General features: G+C 72.0%; 16 protein-coding genes. 1 reads left to right on the forward strand and 15 read right to left on the reverse strand.

Features of this window, described 5'->3' with window-relative positions:
* Window positions 1-192: 192 nt before the first annotated feature.
* The 14 genes from ACFVST_RS27800 to pyrR all read right to left on the reverse strand — a co-directional run bounded on the left by ACFVST_RS27800 (window position 193) and on the right by pyrR (window position 17,189).
* Window positions 193-2,328: a primosomal protein N' gene (locus tag ACFVST_RS27800; RefSeq protein WP_390156350.1), complete on the reverse strand. Its 2,136-nt coding sequence runs from the start codon at window positions 2,326-2,328 to the stop codon at window positions 193-195.
* 200 nt (window positions 2,329-2,528) lie between these two features.
* Entirely contained in the window at window positions 2,529-3,746 is a 1,218-nt protein-coding gene (gene metK / locus ACFVST_RS27805; protein ID WP_390156351.1) for a methionine adenosyltransferase, read from the reverse strand.
* Window positions 3,747-4,043: 297 nt separating this feature from the next.
* Entirely contained in the window at window positions 4,044-5,282 is a 1,239-nt protein-coding gene (gene coaBC, locus ACFVST_RS27810) for a bifunctional phosphopantothenoylcysteine decarboxylase/phosphopantothenate--cysteine ligase CoaBC (RefSeq protein ID WP_390156352.1), read from the reverse strand.
* Window positions 5,283-5,424: 142 nt separating this feature from the next.
* Window positions 5,425-5,697: a DNA-directed RNA polymerase subunit omega gene (gene rpoZ, locus ACFVST_RS27815; protein ID WP_189930582.1), complete on the reverse strand. Its 273-nt coding sequence runs from the start codon at window positions 5,695-5,697 to the stop codon at window positions 5,425-5,427.
* Window positions 5,698-5,753: 56 nt separating this feature from the next.
* Window positions 5,754-6,347: a guanylate kinase gene (gene gmk / locus ACFVST_RS27820; protein ID WP_390156353.1), complete on the reverse strand. Its 594-nt coding sequence runs from the start codon at window positions 6,345-6,347 to the stop codon at window positions 5,754-5,756.
* Between the two features lie 116 nt (window positions 6,348-6,463).
* Window positions 6,464-6,787, reverse strand: a complete 324-nt coding sequence (locus ACFVST_RS27825) for an integration host factor (RefSeq protein ID WP_390156354.1) — start codon at window positions 6,785-6,787, stop codon at window positions 6,464-6,466.
* 287 nt (window positions 6,788-7,074) lie between these two features.
* Complete coding sequence (pyrF, locus tag ACFVST_RS27830; RefSeq protein WP_390156355.1) at window positions 7,075-7,920, reverse strand: orotidine-5'-phosphate decarboxylase; 846 nt, start codon at window positions 7,918-7,920, stop codon at window positions 7,075-7,077.
* The gene (locus tag ACFVST_RS27835; RefSeq protein ID WP_390156356.1) at window positions 7,917-9,044 is read right to left on the reverse strand and encodes a quinone-dependent dihydroorotate dehydrogenase; all 1,128 of its coding nucleotides are present in this window, start codon (window positions 9,042-9,044) and stop codon (window positions 7,917-7,919) included. Before ACFVST_RS27835 ends, pyrF begins: the two co-directional genes overlap by 4 nt.
* 52 nt (window positions 9,045-9,096) lie before the next feature.
* Entirely contained in the window at window positions 9,097-12,405 is a 3,309-nt protein-coding gene (gene carB / locus ACFVST_RS27840; protein WP_390156357.1) for a carbamoyl-phosphate synthase large subunit, read from the reverse strand.
* On the reverse strand, window positions 12,398-13,591 hold the full coding sequence (carA, locus tag ACFVST_RS27845; RefSeq protein ID WP_390156358.1) for a glutamine-hydrolyzing carbamoyl-phosphate synthase small subunit: 1,194 nt from the start codon (window positions 13,589-13,591) through the stop codon (window positions 12,398-12,400). The genes carB and carA overlap by 8 nt, the downstream gene beginning before the upstream one ends.
* Window positions 13,588-14,184, reverse strand: a complete 597-nt coding sequence (locus tag ACFVST_RS27850) for a hypothetical protein (RefSeq protein WP_390156363.1) — start codon at window positions 14,182-14,184, stop codon at window positions 13,588-13,590. The genes carA and ACFVST_RS27850 overlap by 4 nt, the downstream gene beginning before the upstream one ends.
* A gap of 17 nt (window positions 14,185-14,201) precedes the next feature.
* Window positions 14,202-15,488: a dihydroorotase gene (locus ACFVST_RS27855; protein WP_390156359.1), complete on the reverse strand. Its 1,287-nt coding sequence runs from the start codon at window positions 15,486-15,488 to the stop codon at window positions 14,202-14,204.
* Between the two features lie 4 nt (window positions 15,489-15,492).
* Window positions 15,493-16,485, reverse strand: a complete 993-nt coding sequence (locus ACFVST_RS27860; protein WP_390156360.1) for an aspartate carbamoyltransferase catalytic subunit — start codon at window positions 16,483-16,485, stop codon at window positions 15,493-15,495.
* Between the two features lie 128 nt (window positions 16,486-16,613).
* Window positions 16,614-17,189 (reverse strand): bifunctional pyr operon transcriptional regulator/uracil phosphoribosyltransferase PyrR, encoded by a 576-nt coding sequence (gene pyrR, locus ACFVST_RS27865; protein ID WP_390156361.1) that lies wholly within the window; start codon window positions 17,187-17,189, stop codon window positions 16,614-16,616.
* A gap of 241 nt (window positions 17,190-17,430) precedes the next feature.
* Here pyrR and bldD point away from each other — a divergent pair, with 241 nt between their 5' ends.
* Entirely contained in the window at window positions 17,431-17,931 is a 501-nt protein-coding gene (gene bldD / locus ACFVST_RS27870) for a transcriptional regulator BldD (RefSeq protein WP_028431622.1), read from the forward strand.
* Between the two features lie 93 nt (window positions 17,932-18,024).
* Here the strand turns inward: bldD and ACFVST_RS27875 are convergent, their stop codons facing one another.
* Window positions 18,025-18,237, reverse strand: coding sequence for a hypothetical protein (locus tag ACFVST_RS27875; protein WP_390156362.1), 213 nt, complete (start codon window positions 18,235-18,237; stop codon window positions 18,025-18,027).
* Window positions 18,238-18,445: the final 208 nt, after the last annotated feature.

The raw sequence follows: 18,445 nt of genomic DNA on the forward strand, positions 1-18,445 counted from the left end.
CCGTCCCCGGCGATGTCCGCGGTCCTGATCAGGATCGGGGAGTCCAGGGTGGTGGGCCCCCCCCCGTCCCGCCCCCTCAGCCCCCGCGCCCGGCCGGCGGTCCCGGGGGGCAACGCCTCCCCCGCCCACCCATTCCACAGCGCGCCGATCGCTGCCGCACCGCGCGCCCCCGCCCCCTCCCCTGTCCGATGCCTATCCGATGTCCTGCGGGTCGATGCGGATGCGTATCTGGTCCGGGGTGCCGGTTCGGCTGCGGCTTGTGGTGCGGGCGAGGCGGGTGGCCTGAGCTGTTTTGAGGGTGGCCGCGAGGGCGGCGCCGCTGCCTGGTGGGACTCGGATCAGGGCGCGTTCCCAGCCGTCCTCGCTGCCTGTGCCTCTGCGGTCGGGTGGCGCTACGGGGACCGGGCCGAGTACTTCGGCGTCGGCGGGCAGTTCGGTCTCGGCGAGGAACTCCGCGAGGGCTTCCGGTCTCCCGGACACGGCGGCCATGCGGGAGACGGGTGGGAAGCCGAGTTGGGCGCGGTCGGCCAGTTCCCGTATCGCGTGTCCGGCCGGGTCCCAGCGGACGAGGGCTTGTACGGGGCGCAGTGTCGGTTCGGCCACGATGACGACGGTGCCGCCTGCTTCCTGGCCGCGGACGAGTGCGGCCGCGGTGAGCCAGCGGCGGAGTGCTTCCTCGCCTGCGCGTAGGTCGGGTCGGTTGAGCATGGCCCAGCCGTCGAGGAGGAGGGCGGCGGCGTATCCGCCGTCGGCGACCGGTTCCGCGCCGGGTGTGCTGACGATGAGGGCGGGGGTGTCGGGCACGGTGTCCAGGACGTGTTCGCGGCCGGAGGTGCGGACGGGCACGGTGGGGAAGGCGCGGCCGAGTTCCTCGGCGGTTCTGCGGGCGCCGATGACTTGGGCGCGCAGGCGGAACGCTCCGCATTCCGGGCAGTGCCATTCCGGCTCGGGTCGTCCGCACCAGCCGCAGGCGAGGGTGTCCGCGGAGGGTGCTTGGAGTGGTCCTGCGCAGTGGCGGCAGCGGGCGGGTGTGCGGCAGCGTTCGCAGGCCATCCTGGGTACATAGCCGCGGCGGGGTACTTGGACGAGTACGGGGCCGTGGCGGAGGCCGTCGCGTACTGTTCCCCAGGCGAGGGTGGGGAGGCGGGCGGCGCGGGCGGCTTCGTCGCGGGCGAGGTCGGTGTCGCCCACGGTGCGGATGCGGGGGGCGGCGCGCCGTACTTGTTCGCGGTCTGCGGTGAGTGGCAACGCCCAGTGGGATTCGACGAGTTGGGCGGCTTCTACGGTGCAGTTGTGGCCGCCGAGGAGGAAGCCGCAGTGGTGGTGGGCGGCGCGTAGCAGGAGGACGTCGCGGGCGTGGGGTTGGGGGGCGTGGGGTTCGCTGTGGCTGGGGTCGCCGTCGTCCCAGATGGCGAGTAGTCCGAGGTCGGGTACGGGGGCGAACATGGCGGCGCGGGTGCCGATGACGGCGCGGACGGAGCCGCGGTGGACGGCGAGCCATTGGGTGTAGCGCTTTTCGGGGCCGGCGTCGGCGGTGAGGACGGCGTGGTGGTCGGGGCCGAGGAGGTGGGTGAGGGCGGTGTCGACTCGGGCGAGGGTGCGGCCGTCGGGGAGGACGGCGAGGGCGCCTCGGCCGGAGGCGAGGGTGGCGGTGATGGCGCGGGCGAGTTCTTCGGCCCAGTCGGGTCCGGGTAGTGCGGTCCAGACGGCGCGGGGTGCTTGGCCGTCGGTGAGGGCTTGGAGGTAGGCGGGGCCGGTGGGGTATCGGGTCCAGGTGCCGGGTGCGGGTGCTGGGGGTGTGGGTTGGGGGGGTGGGGTGGGGCGGGCTTCGGCTTTGGCGCGGCGTGGGGGGATGGCGAGTTGGACGATGTCGGCGAGGCTGCCGGCGTAGCGGTCGGCGACGGCGCGGGCGAGGGCGAGGAGGTCGGGGTCGAGGACGGGTTCGGGTGAGACGACTTGGGCGAGGGCGGCGAGGGGTCCGGTGTAGTCGGTGGTGTCGACGCGGTCGATGAGGAAGCCGTCCACGAGGCCGCCGCCTTCGCGTCGTCCTTGTCGTACGCGGTGGGCTCCGGCGCCGAAGCGGACGCGGACGCGGACGCCGGGTTGTGCCTGCTGGTCGAGTTCTTCGGGGACGACGTAGTCGAAGAGGCGGTCGAGGTGGAGGTTGCCTTTGTCGACGAGGACGCGGGCGACGGGGCAGTGGGGGGCTGGTGGGGCGCCGCGCCAGGTGCGTGGTTTGGCGCGGGGCGGCTGGGCTTTGCGGACGGTGTCCCGGATGAGGGCGAGTTGTTCGGGCGTGGTGGGTGGTGGGTTGTCTGCGCTGCTCATGCCGCCTCCTTTCGCCTTGTTGTTGCTGGTAGGGCCATTCCTACCAGAAGGCGGGGACACTGCTGCGGGCCTGTGGATAACTTCGGCGGCGGGGGGGTTGGGGGTGTTGCGGGTGGGGTGGAAATGCTGCCGGCCCGCACCCCTGTCGAGGGGGTGCGGGCCGGCAGATCGTGTGGGTGGCGCGGGTGGTGCGGGGTGGTTCAGAGCCCGGCGGCCTTGCGGAGTGCGTCGACGCGGTCGGTGCGCTCCCAGGTGAAGTCGGGCAGTTCGCGGCCGAAGTGGCCGTAGGCGGCGGTCTGGGCGTAGATGGGGCGGAGGAGGTCCAGGTCGCGGATGATGGCGGCGGGGCGGAGGTCGAAGACGTCGCCGATGGCGGTTTCGATCTTGCCGGTGTCGATGGTGTTGGTGCCGAAGGTCTCCACGAAGAGGCCGACGGGTTCGGCCTTGCCGATGGCGTAGGCGACCTGGACTTCGCAGCGGGAGGCGAGGCCGGCGGCGACGACGTTCTTGGCGACCCAGCGCATGGCGTAGGCGGCGGAGCGGTCGACCTTGGAGGGGTCCTTGCCGGAGAAGGCGCCGCCGCCGTGGCGGGCCATGCCGCCGTAGGTGTCGATGATGATCTTGCGGCCGGTGAGGCCGGCGTCGCCCATGGGGCCGCCGATCTCGAAGCGGCCGGTGGGGTTGACCAGCAGCCGGTAGCCGTCGGTTTCGAGTTTGATGCCGTCTTCGACGAGTTGCTTCAGCTCGGGTTCGACGACGAATTCGCGGATGTCGGGGGCCAGGAGTGATTCGAGGTCGATGTCGCTGGCGTGCTGCGAGGAGACGACCACGGTGTCCAGGCGGGCCGCCTTGTCACCGTCGTATTCGATGGTGACCTGGGTCTTTCCGTCAGGCCGCAGGTAGGGGATGGTGCCGTTCTTGCGGACTTCGGAGAGGCGGCGGGACAGGCGGTGCGCGAGGTGGATCGGCAGCGGCATCAGGGCGGGCGTCTCGTCGCAGGCGTAGCCGAACATGAGGCCCTGGTCGCCTGCGCCCTGCTGGTCGAGGGCGTCGCGTTCGGCTTCGGAGCCTTCGACGCGGGTCTCGTAGGCGGTGTCGACGCCCTGGGCGATGTCGGGTGACTGGGAGCCGATGGAGACGGAGACTCCGCAGGAGGCGCCGTCGAAGCCCTTCTTCGAGGAGTCGTAGCCGATCTGGAGGATCTTGTCGCGTACGAGTTGGGCGATCGGTGCGTACGCCTTGGTGGTGACCTCACCTGCGACGTGTACGAGGCCGGTGGTGATGAGGGTTTCCACGGCGACTCGGGAGGTGGGGTCCTCGCGCAGAAGGGCGTCGAGGATGGTGTCGCTGATCTGGTCAGCGATCTTGTCGGGGTGGCCCTCGGTCACGGATTCCGAGGTGAACAGACGGCGGGACACATCGCTCCCTGTGGTTGCAGCGGCTGCTGGCTGATCATTTGTGGAGTGGCCGGGAGCTGCGCCCGGCGTCGTCCGCAACCAGCTTATCCGGCCGTTTCGGCCGCCGTCCCGGGTGTCTCGTCACTTGGGAGTCGTGTGATGTGCGGCACCCGCTGCCTGGGGGTGGCCGCGGCGGGGTGCGGGGAGGGCTGTGGTCGGGTGGTTGCGGCGGTTGGGAGGGTGCGCCGGGGGTGGTGCGGGTTTCACTCGGGCTGCGCATCGGCCCGGGTGCGTCGGCTCGGCCGGGCGGGGGCGGGGTCAGGTCAGGCGGGCGGTGACGAGGTCCCAGACGGTGTCGGCGAGGTCTTCTTTGGGGCCGCGCGGGACGGGGGTCTCGGTGCCGTCGGCGCCGAGGACGACGGCTTCGTTCTCCTCGGTGCCGAAGGTGCGGTGTTCGCCGACCTCGTTGACGACGAGCAGGTCGCAGCCTTTGCGGCGGAGTTTGGCGCGGCCGTTGGCGAGGACGTCGTCGGTCTCGGCGGCGAAACCGACGACGAGTTGTCCGGGGCGCGGCCGGTCGGCGGCGGTTTCGGCGAGGATGTCGGGGTTGCGGACGAGGGTGATCGGTTCGGGTTCGCGGCCGTCCTGCTTCTTGATCTTTCCGGTGGCGTAGTGGGCGGGCCGGAAGTCGGCGACGGCGGCGGCCATCACGACGACGTCGGCTTCGGCGGCGGCTTCGCGGACGGCTTCGCGGAGTTGGACGGCGGTACCGACGGGGACGACGTCCACGCCGGCCGGGTCGGGCAGTGCGGTGTTGGCGGCGAGGAGGGTGACGCGGGCGCCGCGGGCGGCGGCGGTGCGGGCGAGTGCGTAGCCCTGTTTGCCGGAGGAGCGGTTGCCGAGGAAGCGGACGGGGTCGAGGGGTTCGCGGGTGCCGCCGGCGCTGATCACCACGTGCTTGCCGGCGAGGTCGGCCGGGCGGGTGCCGCGGGTGAGGGTGCGGCGGCAGAGTTCGAAGATCTCGGCGGGGTCGGGGAAGCGGCCTTTGCCGGTGTCGGTGCCGGTGAGGCGGCCGACGGCCGGTTCGATGACGAGGTGGCCGCGGCGGCGGAGGGTGGCGACGTTCTCCGCGGTGGCGGGGTGTTCCCACATCTCGGTGTGCATGGCGGGGGCGAAGACGACGGGGCAGCGGGCGGTGAGGAGGGTGTTGGTGAGGAGGTCGTCGGCGAGGCCGTGGGCGGCTTTGGCGAGGAGGTCGGCGGTGGCGGGGGCGACGACGACGAGGTCGGCTTCCTGGCCGATGCGGACGTGGGGTACCTCGTGGACGTCGTCCCAGACTTCGGTGGAGACGGGGTGGCCGGAGAGGGCGGACCAGGTGGGGGCGCCGACGAAGTGGAGGGCGGCGGCGGTGGGGACGACGCGCACGTCGTGGCCGGATTCGGTGAGGCGGCGGAGCAGTTCACATGCCTTGTAGGCGGCGATGCCGCCGCTGACGCCCAGGACGACTCTGGGCTTTCCGGTCCGGCCGGTCCGGTCCTCGGTGGGCTGTGCGGCCACTGCGCCTCCCCGCGCTCGTGTGGGTCACCCCGTGCTGGTCACCGCGGGGCGGTGGGCCCGGTCACACCACTGGCCCGGCAGTGGGCTGCCGGGCCAGTGGTGCCGCGGTGGTCCGCCGGGGGCGGGGCCGCGGTTGCCGGTGTTACTGCGCCGGGCCCTCGACGGCCTCGGAGGTCAGCAGGCCCGCGTTGATCTCGCGCAGGGCGATCGACAGGGGCTTCTCGTGGACGTGGGTGTCGACGAGGGGACCGACGTACTCCAGCAGGCCCTCGCCGAGCTGGGAGTAGTACGCGTTGATCTGGCGGGCACGCTTGGCCGCGTAGATCACGAGGCTGTACTTCGAGTCGGTGGCCTCAAGCAGCTCGTCGATCGGCGGGTTGATGATGCCCTCGGGCGCGGTCGTGGAAGAGGACACGCTCTACCTTCCGAAAGGGGGGAAAGACGGGTACACGTCTACAGATCGAACAACGATCACACAACGTCCATCAAGGCTAGCAGCTCGCGGGCGACGTCCTCGACGGAGGTGTTGACCAGGGTGGTGTCGAACTCGGATTCCGCGGCCAGCTCGACGCGGGCGGCCGCCAGGCGGCGCTCGACGACCTCGGGTGGTTCGGTGCCGCGGCCGGTGAGGCGGCGGACGAGTTCCTCCCAGGACGGCGGGGCGAGGAAGACGAGTTGGGCGTCGGCCATGGATTCGCGGACCAGCCGGGCGCCCTGGAGGTCGATCTCCAGCAGGACCGGCTCGCCGCCTTCCAGGTGCTCGGTGACGGCCCCGCGCGGGGTGCCGTAGCGGTTGCCGGCGAACTCGGCCCATTCGAGGAGTTCACCGTTGGCGACCAGCTTGTCGAACTCCTCGTCGGAGACGAAGAAGTACTGCACGCCGTGCTGCTCGCCGGGGCGCGGGGACCGGGTGGTGGCCGACACCGACAGCCAGACCTCGGGGTGCTCTTTACGCATATGGGCGACGACCGTGCTCTTGCCGACCCCGGAGGGGCCGGAGAGCACGGTCAGCCGCGGACGTACTTCCGGGGATGCGGGGGTCGCCCCCCGGGATGCTGCAGCCATGGAGCGATTATCCAGCTTCCCGCGGGTGCCCGGAAACGCGCACCCGCTCAGGCGGTCGCTGCCCGCTTCCGGGCGCGGGACGGCGGGGGCTCGCCCCCGGCCCCGCGGCCGGAAGGTCAGGCGGCGTTGCCGCCGAACTCGCGCTCCAGGGAGGCGATCTGGTTGGAGCCGAGGCCGCGCACCCGGCGGCTCTCGGAGATGCCCAGACGCTCCATGATCTGCTTGGCGCGGACCTTGCCCACGCCGGGGAGGGACTCCAGGAGGGCGGAGACCTTCATCTTGCCGATGACGTCGTTCTCCTGGCCCTGCTTGATGACCTCGTGAAGGGAGGCGCCGGAGTGCTTGAGTCGATTCTTGACCTCGGCCCGCTCCCGGCGAGCCGCGGCGGCCTTGTCGAGCGCGGCTTTGCGCTGTTCTGGGGTAAGGGGCGGAAGAGCCACGCCTACGTCACCTCGGATGTCGAACTGTCGGATGTCGAATTCGGTGCGGCGGGAACGCCTTGGCCCCCACCTGGTGAGCTGCGGGGCAGGACGTTCGCCCGTTCGCTCTCGGTGGAGACTAGCGGCCAAGTCCGCCCGAGTCAGCGAGAACAGTCGAAAAGTCCTGGTCAGCCTCCGCCGAACCGGACATTAGCCACGAAATCACCCCGGATTTCGGTTACCGGACGCCTTCCTGGCCGCCGCCCGCCACCTGGGAGAACGCCCGAGCGATAACGGCGGCCCGCGCCTCAGTCCGCGGCCAGCGCGGTCCGCACCTCGTCCGCGAAGCGGTCCGCGGCCTCCCGCAGCGCCCCCGCCCCGGGACCGTGCCGCAGCACTCCGCGGCTGACGCTGGGCAGCACGTTGTGGACGCTCGCGCCGAACACCGCCGGGAGGTCCGCGGGGGTGGCGCCCTGGGCTCCGATGCCGGGCGCCAGCAGCGGGCCGTTGATCGCCAGGTCGTAGGAGGACAGGTCGCCGAGGGTGGCGCCGACGACCGCGCCGAAGGAGCCGAGCGGTGCGGCGCCGGCGTTCTCCGCGGCGAGCCGGGCCAGCACGGTCGCGCCCACCGAGCGGCCCCCGCCGTCCACCGCGTGCTGCACCTCGGCGCCCTCCGGGTTGGAGGTGAGGGCCAGTACGAAGAGGCCGCAGCCGTTCTCCCGGGCCAGGTCGACGGTGGAGCGCAGCGAGCCGTAGCCGAGGTAGGGCGAGACGGTGAGGGCGTCGGCGAAGAGGGGGGCGCCGGGGCGGAGGAAGGTCTCGGCGTACGCGGTCATCGTGGAGCCGATGTCGCCGCGCTTGGCGTCCAGGACGACGAGCGCTCCGGCGGCGCGGGCCTCCGCCACGGTCCGCTCCAGTACGGCCACCCCGCGGGAGCCGAACCGCTCGTAGAAGGCGCTCTGCGGTTTGAGTACCGCGACGCGCTCCGCGAGGGCCTCGACCACGGTGCGGCTGAAGCGTTCCAGGCCGGCCAGCCCGTCGCCCACGCCCCAGTCGGTGAGGAGGGCTGCGTGCGGGTCGATGCCGACGCAGAGCGGGCCGCGGGTGTCCATGGCGCGGCGCAGCCGGGCGCCGAACGGTTCCTGAGCGGTCATGCCGTGGTCCTCCGGTGCTGGTCGCGGGGGCGGACGCCGGCGCCGACGGCGTCCGCGAGGGTGGCGTACGGGGAGGTGCGCAGGCGGGCGGCGAGGCCCTTGTGGACGGCGCGGGCCCAGAACGGCCCCTGGTAGACGAAGGCGCTGTAGCCCTGGACGAGGGTGGCGCCGGCGAGGATGCGCTGCCAGGCGTCCTCGGCGTTCTCGATGCCGCCGACGCCGATCAGGGTGAGCCGGTCGCCGACGCGGGCGTAGAGGCGGCGGAGTACGGCGAGGGAGCGTTCCTTGAGGGGGGCGCCGGAGAGGCCGCCGGTCTCGGCGGTGAGGGCGGCGGGTGAGGTGAGGCCGAGGCCGTCGCGGGCGATGGTGGTGTTGGTGGCGATGATGCCGTCGAGGCCGAGTTCGACGGCGAGGTCGGCGACGGCGTCGATGTCCTCGTCGGCGAGGTCGGGCGCGATCTTCACCAGGAGGGGGACGCGGCGGGGTCCGGTGGTGCGGTCGGCGGCCTCGCGTACGGCGGTGAGGAGGGGGCGCAGGTGCTCTGTGGCCTGGAGGTCGCGCAGGCCGGGGGTGTTCGGGGAGGAGACGTTGACGACGAGGTAGTCGGCGTGCCGGGCGAGGCGCTCGGTGGACTTGACATAATCGGCGACGGCACCCGATTCGGGGACGGCCTTGGTCTTGCCGATGTTGACGCCGACCACGGAGCGGAACACGGGGCGGCGGGCGGCGAGGCGGGCGGCGACCAGGGCGGAGCCGTCGTTGTTGAAGCCCATGCGGTTGATGAGGGCGCGGTCGGGGACGAGGCGGAAGAGGCGCCGGGGCGGGTTGCCGGGCTGGGGTTCGCCGGTGACGGTGCCGATCTCGACGTGGTCGAAGCCGAGCATGGTCATGCCGTCGATGCCGGTGGCGTTCTTGTCGAAGCCGGCGGCGAGCCCGAACGGGCCGTGCATCCTCATGCCGAGTGCCTCGGTGCGCAGTTCCCGGTGGCGGGGGGCGAGGACGGCGGCGGCGAAGACGCGCAGTACGGGGACGCGGGCGGCGCCGCGGATCCAGCCGAAGGCCAGGTGGTGGGCGCGCTCGGGGTCGAGGCGGCGGAAGACGAGACGGAAGAAGAGCTGGTACATGCGGGGTCCTCGTGGCGAGGGGGACACCGTTCTCGGTGTCCCCCTCGGTGGGCTAGTCGCGGGCCGCGGTCAGATGGTGTGCGTGTTCCTGGAGTGAACGGACGCCTACGTCACCGTGGTTGAGGGCGTCGATGCCCTGGACGGCGGCGGCAAGTGCCTGGACGGTGGTGAGGCAGGGCACGGAGCGGGCGACGGCCGCGGTGCGGATGTCGTAGCCGTCGAGGCGGCCGCCGGTGCCGTAGGGGGTGTTGACGATGAGGTCGACCTCGCCGGCGTGGATGAGCTGGACGATGGTCTGCTCTCCGTTCGGGCCCTCGCCCTGGGACTGCTTGCGGACGACGGTGGCGTTGATGCCGTTGCGCTTGAGGACTTCGGCGGTGCCGGAGGTGGCGAGCAACTCGAAGCCGTGGGCGACGAGTTCACGTGCCGGGAAGATCATCGAGCGCTTGTCGCGGTTGGCGACGGAGATGAAGGCGCGGCCCTTGGTGGGCAGCGGGCCGTAGGCGCCGGCCTGGGATTTGGCGTAGGCGGTGCCGAAGACGGAGTCGATGCCCATGACTTCGCCGGTGGAGCGCATCTCGGGGCCGAGGACGGTGTCGACGCCGCGGCCGTGGATGTCGCGGAAGCGGGTCCAGGGCATCACGGCCTCCTTGACGGAGATCGGTGAGTCCATCGGCAGGGTGCCGCCGTCGCCGTCGGCGGGCAGCAGTCCTTCGGCGCGCAGTTCGGCGACGGTGGCGCCCAGGGAGATCCGGGCGGCGGCCTTCGCCAGCGGTACCGCGGTCGCCTTGGAGGTGAAGGGCACGGTGCGGGAGGCGCGCGGGTTGGCCTCCAGTACGTAGAGGATGTCGCCGGAGAGGGCGAACTGGATGTTGATCAGGCCGCGGACGCCGACTCCCTTGGCGATGGCCTCGGTTGAGGCGCGCAGCCGTTTGATGTCGTGGCCGCCGAGGGTGATCGGGGGCAGGGCGCAGGCGGAGTCGCCGGAGTGGATGCCGGCTTCCTCGATGTGCTCCATGACGCCGCCGAGGTACAGCTCGTGCCCGTCGTAGAGGGCGTCCACGTCGATCTCGATGGCGTCGTCGAGGAAGCGGTCGACGAGGACGGGGCGGGTGGGGCTGATCTCGGTGGACTCGGCGATGTAGGCGGCGAGCCGGGTCTCGTCGTAGACGATCTCCATGCCGCGGCCGCCGAGTACGTAGGAGGGGCGGACGAGGACGGGGTAGCCGATCTCGTCGGCGATGGCCCTGGCCTCGGTGAAGGTGGTGGCGGTGCCGTGCTTGGGTGCGGGCAGGGCGGCCTCGGCGAGTACCCGGCCGAAGGCGCCGCGGTCCTCGGCGGCGTGGATGGCCTCGGGCGGGGTGCCGACGATGGGCACGCCGTTGTCCTTGAGTGCCTGGGAGAGGCCCAGTGGGGTCTGCCCGCCGAGTTGGACGACGACTCCGGCGACGGGTCCGGCCTGCTGCTCGGCGTGCACGATCTCCAGTACGTCCTCCAGGGTGAGCGGCTCGAAGTAGAGCCGGTCGGAGGTGTCGTAGTCGGTGGAGACGGTCTCCGGGTTGCAGTTGACCATGACTGTCTCGTAGCCGGCGTCGCTGAGGGCGAAGGAGGCGTGGACGCAGGAGTAGTCGAACTCGATGCCCTGGCCGATGCGGTTGGGCCCGGAGCCGAGGATGATCACGGCGGGCTTCTCGCGGGGCGCGACCTCGCTCTCCTCGTCGTAGGAGGAGTAGAAGTACGGGGTCTTCGCGGCGAATTCGGCGGCGCAGGTGTCGACGGTCTTGTAGACGGGGCGGATGCCGAGGGCGTGCCGGACCTCGCGGACGACGTCTTCGCGCAGGCCGCGGATGTCGGCGATCTGCGCGTCGGAGAAGCCATGCCGCTTGGCTTCGGCGAGGAGTGCGGGGCTGAGTTCGGCGGCGGCGGTCAGCTCGTCGGCGATCTCCTTGATGAGGAAGAGCTGGTCCACGAACCAGGGGTCGATGCGGGTGGCGTCGAAGACCTCCTCGGGGCCGGCGCCGGCGCGGATGGCCTGCATGACGGCGTTGATGCGGCCGTCGGTGGGGCGTACCGCGTCCCGGAGGAGTTCCGTCTTGTCGCCGGGGTCGCCGGTGAAGTGGAAGGCGCTGCCCTTCTTCTCCAGGGAGCGCAGGGCTTTCTGGAGGGCCTCGGTGAAGTTCCGTCCGATGGCCATGGCCTCGCCGACGGACTTCATGGTGGTGGTGAGGGTGGAGTCCGCCTGCGGGAACTTCTCGAACGCGAACCGGGGGGCCTTCACCACGACGTAGTCGAGGGTCGGTTCGAAGGAGGCCGGGGTCTTCTCGGTGATGTCGTTGGGGATCTCGTCGAGGGTGTAGCCCACGGCGAGCTTGGCGGCGATCTTCGCGATGGGGAAGCCGGTGGCCTTGGAGGCGAGTGCGGAGGACCGGGAGACCCGTGGGTTCATCTCGATGACGATGACGCGGCCGTCGTCCGGGTTGACGGCGAACTGGATGTTGCAGCCGCCGGTGTCGACGCCGACCTCGCGGATCACGGCGATGCCGATGTCCCGCAGGATCTGGTACTCGCGGTCGGTGAGGGTCATCGCGGGGGCGACGGTGATGGAGTCGCCGGTGTGCACGCCCATCGGGTCGAAGTTCTCGATGGAGCAGACGACCACGACGTTGTCGTGCTTGTCGCGCATCAGCTCCAGCTCGTACTCCTTCCACCCGAGGATGGACTCCTCCAGGAGCACCTCGGTGGTCGGGGAGAGGGTGAGGCCCTGGCCGGCGATGCGGCGCAACTCGTCCTCGTCGTGGGCGAATCCGGAGCCGGCGCCGCCCATGGTGAAGGAGGGGCGGACCACGACCGGGTAGCCGCCGAGCTGCTCGACGCCGCCGAGGACGTCGTCCATGGTGTGGCAGATGACGGAGCGGGCGGACTCGCCGTGCCCGGTCTTGCGGCGGACCTCGGCGACGACGTCCTTGAACTGGTCGCGGTCCTCGCCCTTGTTGATGGCGTCGACGTTGGCGCCGATCAGCTCCACGCCGTACTTGCCGAGGGTGCCGGCGTCGTGCAGGGAGATCGCGGCGTTGAGGGCGGTCTGGCCGCCGAGGGTGGGGAGCAGCGCGTCGGGCCGCTCCTTGGCGATGATCTTCTCGACGAACTCGGGGGTGATCGGCTCGACATAGGTGGCGTCGGCGATCTCCGGGTCCGTCATGATCGTCGCCGGGTTGGAGTTGACCAGGATGACGCGGAGGCCCTCGGCTTTGAGGACGCGGCAGGCCTGGGTGCCGGAGTAGTCGAACTCGGCGGCCTGGCCGATGACGATCGGGCCGGAGCCGATGACCAGGACGGACTGGATGTCGGTGCGCTTAGGCACGCTCGGCCTCCATCGGGGTGGCGCTCATCAAAGCGGTGAAGCGGTCGAAGAGGTAGGCGGCGTCGTGCGGGCCGGCGGCCGCCTCCGGGTGGTACTGGACGCTGAACGCGGGCCGGTCGAGGAGTTGCAGGCCCTCCACCACGTTGTCGTTGAGGCAGACATGGGAGACCTGGACGCGGCCGTAGGGGGTGTCGGACACCGTGTCGAGGGGGGCGTCCACGGCGAACCCGTGGTTGTGCGCGGTGACTTCGACCTTGCCGGTGGTGCGGTCCTGCACCGGCTGGTTGATGCCGCGGTGCCCGTACTTCAGCTTGAAGGTGCCGAAGCCGAGGGCGCGGCCGAGGATCTGGTTGCCGAAGCAGATGCCGAAGAGGGGCGTGCCGCGGTCCAGGACGGCGCGCATCGCGGCGACGGGGCCGTCCGCGGTGGCCGGGTCGCCGGGCCCGTTGGAGAAGAACACCCCGTCCGGTTCCACGGCGTAGATGTCGTCGGCGGTGGCGGTGGCGGGCAGTACATGGACCTCGATGCCGCGTTCCGCCATGCGGTGCGGGGTCATGCCCTTGATGCCGAGGTCGACGGCGGCGACGGTGAATCTGGCGGTGCCCGGGGGAAGCGTTTCGCCGTCGGGGCCGAGGGCCGGGACGACGTAGGGCTCCTCGGTGGCGACCTCGGCGGCGAGGTCGGCGCCCCGCATCTCGGCGGCCTGGCGCACCTCGGCGAGCATGGTGCCCTCGTCGGGGAGTGCGTTGCCGGAGAAGATGCCGGCGCGCATCGCGCCGCGCTCGCGCAGATGGCGGGTGAGGGCACGGGTGTCGATGCCGCTGATGCCGACGACGCCCTGCGCGGTGAGCTCCTCGTCGAGGGAGCGGCGGGAGCGCCAGTTGGACGGGACGCGGGCCGGGTCGCGGACCACATAGCCGGCGACCCAGACGCGGCGGGACTCGGGGTCCTCGTCGTTGACGCCGGTGTTCCCGATGTGCGGGGCGGTCATCACCACGATCTGGCGGTGGTAGGAGGGGTCGGTGAGGGTCTCCTGGTAGCCGGTCATGCCGGTGGAGAAGACGGCCTCACCGAAGGTCTCCCCCACGGCTCCGTAGGCGCGGCCGCGGAAGGTGCGCCCGTCCTCCAGGACGAGTACGGCGGGGGCCTTCGCGGCTCCTGGGGTGGCGGTCGGCGTGTTCGTCATTCCGCGCCTTTCTTCGGGATGGTGCCGGTGGTACTGGGGGTGGGTGCAGTGGCGAGGGCGTCGATGGCCTCGACCCACCGGGGGTGTTCGGCGCTGCGGTCGGAGCGGAAGCCGGAGTCGAGGAGCCGGTCGCCGTGCTCCCAGGTGACGATCAGCAGGCCGCCCTCGGTGAGGACCTTGCCGGCGATGCCCTTGTCGAGGCGGGCGCCGCGCAGTCGCCCGGCGGGCACGAAGAAGTCGGCGGCGCCGGGCCGGACCACGTCCAGGCCCTGCTCGGTGAGGGTCAGCTCGACCCGGCTGCGGGTGCCGAGGCCGTGCGCGACGATGCGGTCGAGCCACTGGCCCGCGGTGGTGGAGCCGTGGTAGCGACCGGTGAAGGTGAGCTGCGGCTCGCCGGGCTCCGCGGGCGGCTCGGGCAGTGCGGGCAGGTCGCCCTGGAGGGTCGCCCGCCACTTCCAGCCCTCCCGCATCAGCCAATACACCAGGGCGACGAAGAGGGCCAGGCCGATGACCCAGCCGATCCGGCCGGCCCAGTCGGTGACGGGCGCCGAGTGGCGGCCGTCCGCGAGGGCGGTGCGGGCGAGGTGGTGCAGGGTGCTGGCGTGCGCAGTCACAGAAGCTTCCCGTCGACGACCGTGGGGCGCCCCCTCAGCCAGGTGTGCGTCACACGGCCGGGCAGCTCACGGTCCCGGTACGGGGTGTTGCTGCTGCGGGATGCGAAGCCCGCGGGGTCCACCGCTCCACGGTATGCCGGATCGACCAGGGTGAGGTTGGCGGGTTCGCCCTCGGCGACGGGCCGGCCGTGCCCTTCGAGGCGGCCGATCCCGGCGGGCTTGGCGGACATGCGGTCGGCGACTCCCGCCCAGTCCAGCAGCCCCGTGTCGACCATGGTGTGCTGCACCACGGACAGCGCGGTCTCCAGGCCGACCATGCCCATGGCGGCGGCGGCCCACTCGCAGTCCTTGTCCTCCTGCGGGTGCGGGGCGTGGTCGGTGGCGACGCAGTCGATGGCGCCGTCGGCGAGGGCCTCGCGCAGCGCCATCACATCGCGCTCGGTGCGCAGCGGCGGGTTGACCTTGTAGACCGGGTCGTAGCCGCGGACCAGTTCGTCGGTGAGGAGCAGATGGTGCGGGGTGACCTCGGCGGTCACGTTCCAGCCCTTGGACTTGGCCCAGCGGACGATCTCCACCGAGCCGGCGGTGGAGAGGTGGCAGATGTGCACCCGGGAACCGACGTGCGCGGCGAGCAGCACATCGCGGGCGATGATCGACTCCTCGGCGACGGCGGGCCAGCCGGCCAGGCCCAGTTCGGCGGAGACCGCGCCCTCGTTCATCTGGGCGCCCTCGGTGAGCCGGGGTTCCTGCGCGTGCTGGGCGACGACCCCGTCGAAGGCCTTCACATACTCCAGGGCGCGGCGCATGATCACCGCGTCGTGGACGCACTTGCCGTCGTCGGAGAAGACACGGACCCCGGCCGCGGACTCGTGCATGGCGCCGAGTTCGGCGAGCTGGCGGCCTTCGAGTCCGACGGTGACGGCGCCGACGGGCTGCACATCGCAGTAGCCGTGCTCGCGGCCGAGGCGCCACACCTGCTCGACGACGCCGGCGGTGTCGGCGACGGGGAAGGTGTTGGCCATGGCGTGGACGGCGGTGTAGCCGCCGGCGGCGGCGGCGCGGGTGCCGGTGCGGACGGTCTCGGAGTCCTCCCGGCCGGGCTCACGCAGATGGGTGTGCAGGTCGACCAGACCGGGCAGCAGGACGTGTCCGGCGGCGTCCACGACCTCGGCGTCGTCCGCGCTCAGCCCGGGGCCGACGGCGGCGATGGTCTCGCCGTCGACGAGTACGTCGGCCGGTTCGCCGCCGAGGATGCGCGCGCCGCGGATCAGGATCTTGCTCATGGTGTCACTTCTCCTCGGACACGTCGGTGGTGGGACGGCTGTGGCTGACCGCGGGTTCGTTGCCGCCGAGCAGCAGGTAGAGGACGGCCATCCGGATGGAGACGCCGTTGGCGACCTGCTCGACCACGGTGCACCGGTCGGAGTCGGCGACCTCGGCGGTGATCTCCATACCGCGGACCATGGGGCCGGGGTGCATCACCACGGCGTGCCCGGGCATCCGCGCCATGCGCTCCGCGTCCAGGCCGTAGCGGCGGGTGTACTCGCGCTCGGTGGGGAAGAACGCGGCGTTCATCCGCTCGCGCTGCACCCGCAGCACCATCACCGCGTCGCTCTTCGACAGCACCCGGTCCAGGTCGTAGGAGACCTCGCAGGGCCAGTGCTCCACACCGACGGGCAGCAGGGTGGGCGGGGCGACGAGGACGACCTCGGCGCCGAGGGTGTGCAGCAGGTCGACGTTGGAGCGGGCGACCCGGCTGTGCAGGATGTCGCCGACGATGGTGATACGGCGCCCGGCGAGGTCCTGGCCGAGGCCCTCGTCCCGGCCGATGAGGCGGCGGCGCACGGTGAAGGCGTCCAGCAGGGCCTGGGTGGGGTGCTGGTGGGTGCCGTCGCCGGCGTTGATGACGGCGGCGTCGATCCAGCCGGAGGTGGCGAGCCGGTAGGGCGCGCCGGAGGCGCCGTGCCGGATGACGACGGCGTCGACGCCCATCGCCTCCAGGGTCTGCGCGGTGTCCTTGAGGGACTCGCCCTTGGAGACCGAGGAGCCCTTGGCGCTGAAGTTGATGACGTCGGCGGAGAGGCGCTTCTCGGCCGCCTCGAAGGAGATCCGGGTGCGCGTCGAGTCCTCGAAGAAGAGGTTGACCACGGTACGGCCGCGCAGGGTGGGGAGTTTCTTGATCGGCCGGTCGGCGACGCGGGCCATCTCCTCGGCGGTGTCGAGGATGAGGACGGCGTCGTCGCGGGTGAGGTCGGCGGCGGAGATGAGATGACGCAGCATCTGGTCAGGCTCCGTTGGGGTCCGTGGGTCCCGTACGGGACGGTTCGGGTGGATCCGTGGGGCGGGTGGGCGCGGGTCGCGGACATGCGGCGGCGCACCGTCCCGCGCGGGGTGGGGCGTGACGGGGGCTAGCGGGCGGCGGCGGGGGTCTCGGGGGCGAGGCCGAGCAGCACGGTGTCGCGGCCGTCCTCCTCGGCGAGCTGCACCTTGACCGTCTCCCGCAGCGAGGTGGGGAGGTTCTTGCCGACGTAGTCGGCGCGGATGGGCAGCTCGCGGTGGCCGCGGTCGACCAGCACCGCCAGTTGCACGGCCCGCGGACGGCCGATGTCGTTCAGCGCGTCGAGGGCGGCGCGAATGGTGCGGCCGGAGAAGAGCACGTCGTCGACGAGGACGACGAGGCGGCCGTCGACCCCGTCACCGGGGATGTCGGTGCGGGCGAGGGTGCGCGGTGGCTGCATCCGCAGGTCGTCGCGGTACATGGTGATGTCGAGGGAGCCCTGCGGCGTCTCGGCGCCGGTGATCTCCGCGAGCTTGGCGGCCAGCCGGCGGGCCAGGTGCACCCCGCGGGTGGGGATGCCGAGGAGCACCACGTCGTCGGCGCCCTTGGCGCGCTCCACGATCTCGTGGGCGATGCGGGTGATCACGCGAGAGATGTCGGGGCCCTCAAGAACGGGGCGCGCGGCATCGGTACGGTTCGCGTCCATGGGAACGGACCTCCTTCTCCGCCTCACGGGACGGACGTTAAAGGACGTCGGAAATTTGCGCTGCCCAGCGTATCAGGCCGGATTTGTACGGCTGCGGCGGGGGCCGGGCGGCCGGTGGCGGGCGGGGTCGGTGATCGGGCGGCCCCGCTCGGCTTGACGGGGGAGAGTAACGCTGCGTAACCTCACAGTGAGTCACCATCGTGCGGTACAGCCGCTCGTCGTCCAGTGTCCGGGGAGCCATATGTCCAGCGAATACGCCAAACAGCTCGGGGCCAAGCTCCGGGCGATCCGCACCCAGCAGGGCCTTTCCCTCCACGGTGTCGAGGAGAAGTCCCAGGGACGCTGGAAGGCGGTCGTGGTCGGGTCGTACGAGCGCGGCGACCGTGCCGTGACCGTGCAGCGCCTGGCCGAGTTGGCGGACTTCTACGGGGTGCCGGTGCAGGAGCTGCTGCCGGGCACCACGCCGGGCGGAGCCGCCGAGCCGCCGCCCAAGCTCGTCCTCGACCTGGAGCGGCTGGCGCACGTCCCCGCGGAGAAGGCGGGCCCGCTCCAGCGGTACGCGGCCACCATCCAGTCCCAGCGCGGCGACTACAACGGCAAGGTGCTCTCCATCCGCCAGGACGATCTGCGCACCCTGGCCGTGATCTACGACCAGTCGCCCTCGGTGCTGACCGAGCAGTTGATCAGCTGGGGCGTGCTGGACGCGGATGCCCGCCGCGCCGTGGCCCACGAGGACGCCTGACCGGGCCAGGACTCGTCCGCCTCGGAGTCACCGGGCAGAAACGTCACGCCGGAGGGCGGTCCCGCACCCACCGCGGGACCGCCCTCCGCGATGTCAGTACGCGGCCCGGTACTGGCATCCGATGACCTCCGGCAGCAGCCGCTGCGCCACAGGCGCGGGCAGCGCCCGGAGCACGGCCACCGGCGCCATCCGCTCGGGCAGTGCGCCGCCCTCCCCCAACCCGGCCATTCCCAGGGCGAGTTGGACCTCTTCGGGACTCAGCGCCGCCGGATCGAGTACAGCGGCCGCGGCCAGCGCCGGGGCCACGGTGGCGAGCCGGTGGCGCCGTGCTCTCCTCGCCGGCCGCGGCGGCGGTCACCGTCAGATGCAGGGTGGCGGGCAGTGCGGCGTGGGCGGGGGGGGCGGCGGGGGGGGGCCCCCGCCGCCCCCCCCCCAACAGGAGGGGGGCGGCACCCCCCCCCCCCCCCCCGGGGCGGGGCCCCCCCCCCCCCCCCGCGCCCCCCCCCCCCCCCCC

The organism is Streptomyces sp. NPDC058045 (assembly GCF_042885635.1).
GTDB lineage: Bacteria > Actinomycetota > Actinomycetes > Streptomycetales > Streptomycetaceae > Streptomyces.

Excerpts from the sequence above, each read along its gene's own strand:
- ACFVST_RS27800 (WP_390156350.1), bottom strand. The coding sequence starts at position 2,328 with ATGAGCAGCGCAGACAACCCACCACCCACCACGCCCGAACAACTCGCC.
- gmk (WP_390156353.1), bottom strand. The coding sequence starts at position 6,347 with ATGGCTGCAGCATCCCGGGGGGCGACCCCCGCATCCCCGGAAGTACGT.
- pyrF (WP_390156355.1), bottom strand. The coding sequence starts at position 7,920 with ATGACCGCTCAGGAACCGTTCGGCGCCCGGCTGCGCCGCGCCATGGAC.
- ACFVST_RS27835 (WP_390156356.1), bottom strand. The coding sequence starts at position 9,044 with ATGTACCAGCTCTTCTTCCGTCTCGTCTTCCGCCGCCTCGACCCCGAG.
- carA (WP_390156358.1), bottom strand. The coding sequence starts at position 13,591 with ATGACGAACACGCCGACCGCCACCCCAGGAGCCGCGAAGGCCCCCGCC.
- ACFVST_RS27855 (WP_390156359.1), bottom strand. The coding sequence starts at position 15,488 with ATGAGCAAGATCCTGATCCGCGGCGCGCGCATCCTCGGCGGCGAACCG.
- ACFVST_RS27860 (WP_390156360.1), bottom strand. The coding sequence starts at position 16,485 with ATGCTGCGTCATCTCATCTCCGCCGCCGACCTCACCCGCGACGACGCC.
- pyrR (WP_390156361.1), bottom strand. The coding sequence starts at position 17,189 with ATGGACGCGAACCGTACCGATGCCGCGCGCCCCGTTCTTGAGGGCCCC.
- bldD (WP_028431622.1), top strand. The coding sequence starts at position 17,431 with ATGTCCAGCGAATACGCCAAACAGCTCGGGGCCAAGCTCCGGGCGATC.